The sequence below is a fragment of the Candidatus Omnitrophota bacterium genome, from assembly GCA_016929445.1.
In the GTDB taxonomy this organism is placed as follows: Bacteria; Omnitrophota; Gorgyraeia; order JAFGIU01; family JAFGIU01; genus JAFGIU01.
On sequence record JAFGIU010000003.1, the window covers coordinates 1 to 6,490 of the forward strand.

Sequence of the window (6,490 nt, forward strand, 5' to 3'; positions counted from 1 at the left end):
CGGTCGGATTTCAGTGCCATTAGTAACTCCAAGGGACGGTTCTCACGCAACTCGTTCCAAGTAAAAGGGCTAGCGAGAACCGTCCCTGGTTTTGACTCAGATAACCTCCAGATCGCCGGAGCGGGCCCATCCCTCCAGACCTTCCCTGGCCCGCACGCGGGACCACCCTGAACGCATCTCGCCCTCCAGCTGCACCACATATCCTTCATGAAGCTGGAACTGCAAGGGGTAATCCGGCCCAGGCCCGCTGCGCACTTCCATCTCCTGCGCACGGACGACTGCACCCTGGTTCTGCAGCTCCCACAAATATTTCCCTCCTAAACCTGCGAGAGCAATCAACCACAAAACAGCACAGGTGGCGACCACGCGCGGTAATCCCAAACGCTCCACCCAGATTTGAGACAATAGCCTAGAGTGCCAGAGCACCCCAAGTAAACACAAGACTAAAAACAACCCAAATTCGAGGCGGCGCGCCTCAGCCACGCTGAGCAGGCCCAAATACTTGCCCGCCAGGGCACCCAGAAAACTGTGTTTGGCGCCCCCGGTCTCGTCCTGCAACTGTTCTTGGGCCACGCGCAAATTCATTCGCACATCCCGGTTGCGAGGCAGGAGTTTGCGAGCTCTCTCGTAATTCAGGATAGCGGAGCCGGATTCACCCATTTTGAAATAGGCATTGCCCAAGTTGTAATAGAGATGCCCGTTCTTTAAGCCCTCTGCGCGGATGGATTCATAGGCGCGGATCGCGTCCTTGTAGTCTCCCATCTCGTAGGCGGCATTGGCCTGCTGCCACAACTCTGAGTGCGCAGAAGCTGCAAAAGCCAAGGAAATCGGCAGGTAAATCAACGTCATTGCGAGGGCAACAGCTCGAAGCATCACACCTTCCTCCCCAATTCCTTAATCAGCTCCCCGGCCCGGCTAAGCAGGCTTTTCACATTCTCCGAAGAAGAACCGCCGGGCACAAAGCGAATCTGCTCACAGGCCTGCAAAATCCGGCGCAATTCTTCGCGCAGCTGGATCCCGACTTGGCGCTCCTTGAGCGCGGCATCCAGCTCAGCCAAAGTGAGCGCGCCCTTGGGCAGATTCACTCGATCCGCCACAAAGCGGCTCAAGGCCTGAGCCATAGCTGTGGCCGCTTCCTCATTCTGTCCCTTGGCCAGGAGTTCCTCGGCCTGGCGCAAACGATCCCGCCCCGCCTTGCCTGCCCCGAGCTGACGCCCGTAGCGCGGGTCATTTTCCAAACGCCTCAAATGCACTCCCCAACCCAGGGCTGCCAACCACAACAGGATCAAAACCAGGCGGATTAGCAGCTCCGGACCCAGTGCCCTCGTTCCCTGGTCCTCCAGGCCCTTGGACAAATGGATGTGCCGGATATCCTTTTCGATGAGCTTGACCGGCGCGTGGTGCACCTCCGGCGCAGAAGGCTCGGGTGCGGCGGCACTGCCCTTTTCACCCGGCAAAACCTGAATTTCCAGGGGCTGGGAGCGCGTGCTGCGATAGGCTTCAGCCGCCGGATCAAAATAGCTGTACTCCAAGGAAGGGATGAGCAAGGTGCCGGATTCCAGAGGAACCAACACCGTTTCAAAAACTTTTGTCCCCTGAATGATATCGTCCGGAGAATCCACGTCCTCGGACGTGCCCCCCTGCAACTGCCGCGTCTTGGGAATCTCCGGCAGCTTGGGACCTGCAAGACTCTTGATATTGCCTTTTCCAAAAACCTCTATATAAATGGTGACCGGCTCATGCTGCTTGACCTGGCCCTTGTCCGCACGAATCCGGAAGTTGAGTTGCCCCACATCCCCGCTGAAGGTGGCAGGCCGGCCCTCCTTGGGCAAGGGCAGGATTTCAACCGTAATCGGTTCGGAAGTGCGCGCAACCCGCTGTGTCCTGGAGAACATGCCAAAGAAATCGTCATCAAAGATATCCCAGCGGCTTCGCCGGTTCTGTGCGCGGGGCATCAACACATCCGCCTCTAAGGTACCGGCCCCGATCTCATACTTGCCCGAGGCTGTGGGAAAAAGAGCCTTGGGCATGGACACCACCGTGTACTGCCTGCCCTCCATAACCTCAACGTTTTGGCGCTGCGCGGGCAGAAGTTCCTCCACCCAAAAACCTGAAGTGGAAGGATATTCATAACCCGGGCGCCCTCCAAGTCGCGTTCCGATATAGAGTCCGAAGGTGAGGGTGATCTGCTCACCCACATAGGCGCGCAGTTTATCGGTGTAGGAGCGCACAAAGAGCGCGCCCTCACCCGAAGCGTTGGTGCCCTGTTCGGAAGGGGCTGTGGCAGAGCCACCCCGGGATTGCGGGGAAGCAGATGCTTGGGGCGCAACCGCACCGCGCACCACCTCCACCTCCACCGCGGAAATTGAATGGGTTTGGCCCTCCACGGACAACTCCATGGGGCCGATCGAAAACTTGCCCTCTTTCTCAGCCAAATAGGTGATGGAAAGCGTGGTAATCGCGCTGACTTGGCCATTGATGATGGAAAGATTCTGAGATTGGCTGGTGCTGTACTGGCTCAAACCGTTGACTGAGGGAATGACAGGGCTCCCGACATTGCCCATTGCCCCGTTGACCGTGAGCACCAATTGAAAGGCAGAGCCCACGCTCACCTTCGGAGGACGCGCTTCTGCGCTAATCTGCACTTGGGCATACGCAGGCAAAGCCGCAAACCCCAAAAGCACGGAGCAGAGGAGGGCTCTTACCAATCCTTGCCTCCCGGCGCTTTAAAGGGCTGCTCCTGGATGGACCGGCGGTGCATATCCTCTTGCTCGGCCTCCAAGGCCTGTAAGATACGTTCCGCGTCTTCGCGACTCATGCCTTTGGGTTCCTCCTCGCCTTGCTCCTGCTCACTGGCCTGAGCTTCGGGTTCTTTTTGCTCAGAGCCCTGTTCCCCTGCTTGAGACTGCTGTTTCTCTTGTTGCTGTCCCTGCTGCGACTGATGGTCTTGCTGTTCTTGCTGCTGCGCCTCTTTCTGTTCTTGCTGCTGTCCGGACTGCTCTTGTCCAGCCTCTGATTCCTGGGACTCGGATTGCTGCTCCCCCTGCTGGGACTGCTGCTGTTGCTCTTGCTGCATTTGCATGAGCCGCATCACGAGCTCCAAATTCTGTTTGGCTTCCGCATCGCCGGGCCGCACACGCAGGGCCTCGCGCAATTCCTCAGCCCCCTCTTCCAATTTCCCCTCCTGAGCCAGAAGCGTTCCCAGATTATAGTGGGAATTGGCCGCAATGTCTGTGGAATGGCCCGCTTCCGCAGCATCGATCGATCGCCTGTACGTGCCCCCGGCCTTTTCCACCATGCCCTGCTGAGCATAGGCATTCCCTAGATTGTATTGGACTTCCGCAGACCCGGGTAGTTTTTCAGCCGCCGCCTCATAGTTCTCTGCTGCAGCTGCATAATCTCCCTGCTCATAGAGTTCGTTCCCCGCGGCATTGAGCCGCGCACCGCTTGCGGCAAGAGCGGGAGCGGAAAATAATACCCACATTATCGCAAGCCCCGCAGACATCCATCTAGCTCGCATTCTTACGATCTCCTATGGCCAAATCCGCACACAACAAAATGAAAACCAGAGCGGCCAACCAAGGATAGCGTTCCTCGTATTGCAGCCGTACCACATCCCCGAGCTCCGCGCGGCTCGCCCCTTTGAGCTCCTTCAGAATTGCCTCCAAGCCGGCAGCCTCACCCGTGGCCCGGAAATAACTCCCGCCGGTCACATCTGCGATGCTTGTTAAGGTCTTCTCATCCAACTTGGAAAATATAATCTTTCCGTTCGCGTCTCGCTTGTGCCCCGTCACATTCCCGTTTTCGTCGCGCAAGGGAATAGGCTCTCCCTCAGGCATTCCTCCGCCGATTCCGATCGTGTAAATGCGCACGCCTTTTTTGGAAGCCTCTTCCGCGGCCGGAACCGGGTCACCGTGATGGGACTCTCCGTCCGTCAGCACCAGAAGAATCTTCTGGGAGTCCGGCCGGTTCGGAAAAGCCTCCACTGCGGTACTTATGGCAGCCTCCACATCCGTGCCCGGATACGGCACCATGCCCGGATCCGCTACGCGCAGCAGCAGATCAAAAGCCGAATAGTCCACCGTCAGAGGACACTGCAAGTAACTCTTACCCGCAAATAGGATCAGCCCCACGCGATCTCCTTGGAGTTTGGAGACAAAATCCTGAACCAGGGTCTTGGCCAAATCCAGACGGCTGGGCGCCACATCTTGAGCCGACATGCTCGAAGAAACGTCCAGAGCCACCAGGATATCGATTCCCTTTTGCGTAAGTTGCACTTGCTTGGCTCCGATCTGCGGACGCGCTAAACTTAGAATCAAAAGGAGGAGCACTGCAACCTCCAGAACGCGGCGGATCTTCCGTCGCTGCAAACTGAGATTAGCCGCCAATGAATCCAGGAGTCTTGCTTCGGCAAAATACTCCAGGGCCCTTTTGCGACGGCTCTCCCAAAAGCGCTGAAGAATAATCCACAGCGGAATAAGCCATAAGAGATTTAGTATTTCAGGGTTGTTCCAGTGCATAGTCTCACAGGGACGGTTCTTACGGCCCAAGATAGCTCAACGGACGCTAAGAACCGTCCCTGCCTCCTTGAGTTACTCACGGTAAGGTCCGCAGCCGCGTTTGCATCAACACACGTTCGGTGACAAAAACCAGAAAGGCAAACCATAAAAACCACGGACCAGTCTCGTTGTACTGGGAAAACTCCGTGACCTCGTACTCGGTCTTTTCCAACTCGTCGATTCGCTTATAAATCTGCCGCAGTCCTTCCAAATCTTCGGCGTGAAAATACAGGCCTCCGGTGATATCCGCAATTTCACGCAAGGCCTTCTCATCCAACTGATTCCCCTGCACATTCACATAGCGCTTGCCGAACATAGGGTCCTGAATGGGAATACGCGTCATCCCTGCGCGCGCCGCGCCTACCGTGTAAATTTTTATGCCCATGGCAGCGGCAATACGGGCCGCTGTGGGCGGATCGATATTTCCGGAATTATTGGCGCCGTCTGTCAGGAGAATCAGGATCCGGCTCTCTCCCTTGCTCTCGCTCAAACGCGCTGTGGCTGTGGCAATACCCAAACCAATGGCTGTCCCGTCATCAATCAAGCCCACGTGGGTCTGGTCAATCAAATCCAAGAGGGCGTTGTGATCCAAGCTGAGAGGACAGCGCAGCAGCCCGAAGCGCGCAAAGGCCACCAAACCAATCCGGTCCGCCGGCCGCTCTTGCACAAATTCCTTCATCACGGCTTTGGCCGCCTCCACCCGGTTTTGGGGCTCAAAGTCCTCGGCGAGCATGCTCTGCGAAATATCCAAGGCCAGCATGATGTCCACGCCCTCGGTGGAATACTCTTCATAGCTCTGGCCAAACTGAGGCCGGACCGCAGCCAAGACCAACAAGGCCAGAACAATGGCACGTAAAATAAACTGCACGCGCCGCGGAGTTTCCTCGCCAAGACTCTCCAGACCCAAATACCTTAGGCTCGGAAAGCGGAGACTCGCGCGGTTCAAACCGCGCCCGGCCCACAAATAATAGAGGAAAGCCGCCGCAAACGGCAGCAGGAGCAATAGCCATGGATGCGCTAAACGGATCATGAGCCCCCGCCCTTGTTGCCGACACCCGTGCTGAAGGTTTCACTCTCTTCCCTGGGACAAGGGCAGAGTTCCACCACCCTGCGCGCCTGATTCATGCGCTCCGTTCCCCAGCTCCGCTCAGGCATGTGCTTGGCAAATTTCACCAAATCCGCATCGCCGAGAACCTTGCGCACAAGGCCCAAGACTTCGCTTTGGAGCGGGTGCTTCTTGAGCTCCCGGCAAATCTCCGCCGTAGTCCAATCCGGGGCCGGAAAACCCAGACGGCCCTCAAGAAAGCGCCGCAGAATTTCGGAAAGCCTGGTGAAGTAAAGCCGGTAGCGGCCTTCCTCTAATAAGCCCTCCCGCGCCAGGGCATCCAAGGCCTCCAGAGCCACCTCATCTGCGGGCCTGGGAGGCAATGACGGCTCGCTCATCACAAGTCCCCCGCCGTGCTTCTTCCACCAGGAGAATCCCGCTCCCAGCGCTGCAACCAACAAAAGCAAGAGAGCCCAAACCCACCACGCAAGGGAAGCGCGCAAGACTGCGGGGCCTTTGAGCGGAGCAAATTCCGGGAACTGCGCGCCTTCCTGTGCTGCCAAAACGGAGCGAACTTCAATCTGCAGTTCCGGGCCCACGGCAAATCCGGATTGCCCTGTCGGCGTGGTGTACTTGACCTCCACCGGAGGCAGAGTCTGCACCCCGGTCTTGAAGCTTGTGATAACGAGTTCCCCCACCCAACGGCCCCGCTCATCATCCAGGGAATCCGAGGGCAAGGAGGACAGTCGTTTGACCTCAAAATCAGCCGAAGGATCCTCCCGAAAGGACGGCGGACCCATTCTGTAGTCCGAGGGGGCGCTGATGAGGACGCGCACTGCAATCTCGTCACCCACGGTGATGCTCGCAGGTTCGGCCACGCATTGCA

The 6,490-nt window shown here is 57.6% G+C and carries 6 protein-coding genes; all 6 read right to left on the reverse strand.

Going from position 1 to position 6,490, the window contains the following annotated elements:
* Positions 1–96 precede the first annotated feature (96 nt).
* Positions 97–873 (reverse strand): tetratricopeptide repeat protein, encoded by a 777-nt coding sequence (locus JW937_00285; protein MBN1585847.1) that lies wholly within the window; start codon positions 871–873, stop codon positions 97–99.
* Positions 873–2,708 (reverse strand): protein BatD, encoded by a 1,836-nt coding sequence (locus JW937_00290; GenBank protein MBN1585848.1) that lies wholly within the window; start codon positions 2,706–2,708, stop codon positions 873–875. Before JW937_00290 ends, JW937_00285 begins: the two co-directional genes overlap by 1 nt.
* Positions 2,702–3,520: a tetratricopeptide repeat protein gene (locus JW937_00295; GenBank protein MBN1585849.1), complete on the reverse strand. Its 819-nt coding sequence runs from the start codon at positions 3,518–3,520 to the stop codon at positions 2,702–2,704. The genes JW937_00290 and JW937_00295 overlap by 7 nt, the downstream gene beginning before the upstream one ends.
* Complete coding sequence (locus tag JW937_00300; GenBank protein ID MBN1585850.1) at positions 3,510–4,520, reverse strand: VWA domain-containing protein; 1,011 nt, start codon at positions 4,518–4,520, stop codon at positions 3,510–3,512. The genes JW937_00295 and JW937_00300 overlap by 11 nt, the downstream gene beginning before the upstream one ends.
* Before the next feature lie 76 nt (positions 4,521–4,596).
* Positions 4,597–5,589 (reverse strand): VWA domain-containing protein, encoded by a 993-nt coding sequence (locus JW937_00305; GenBank protein MBN1585851.1) that lies wholly within the window; start codon positions 5,587–5,589, stop codon positions 4,597–4,599.
* Positions 5,586–6,490 (reverse strand): hypothetical protein (locus JW937_00310; protein ID MBN1585852.1); only part of this gene is annotated, 905 nt, incomplete at its 5' end. The genes JW937_00305 and JW937_00310, both read right to left, overlap by 4 nt.

Bases quoted from the DNA above. Each gene is read 5' to 3' on its own strand.
- JW937_00285 (MBN1585847.1), bottom strand. From the start codon at position 873: ATGCTTCGAGCTGTTGCCCTCGCAATGACGTTGATTTACCTGCCGATT.
- JW937_00305 (MBN1585851.1), bottom strand. From the start codon at position 5,589: ATGATCCGTTTAGCGCATCCATGGCTATTGCTCCTGCTGCCGTTTGCG.
- JW937_00300 (MBN1585850.1), bottom strand. From the start codon at position 4,520: ATGCACTGGAACAACCCTGAAATACTAAATCTCTTATGGCTTATTCCG.
- JW937_00295 (MBN1585849.1), bottom strand. From the start codon at position 3,520: ATGCGAGCTAGATGGATGTCTGCGGGGCTTGCGATAATGTGGGTATTA.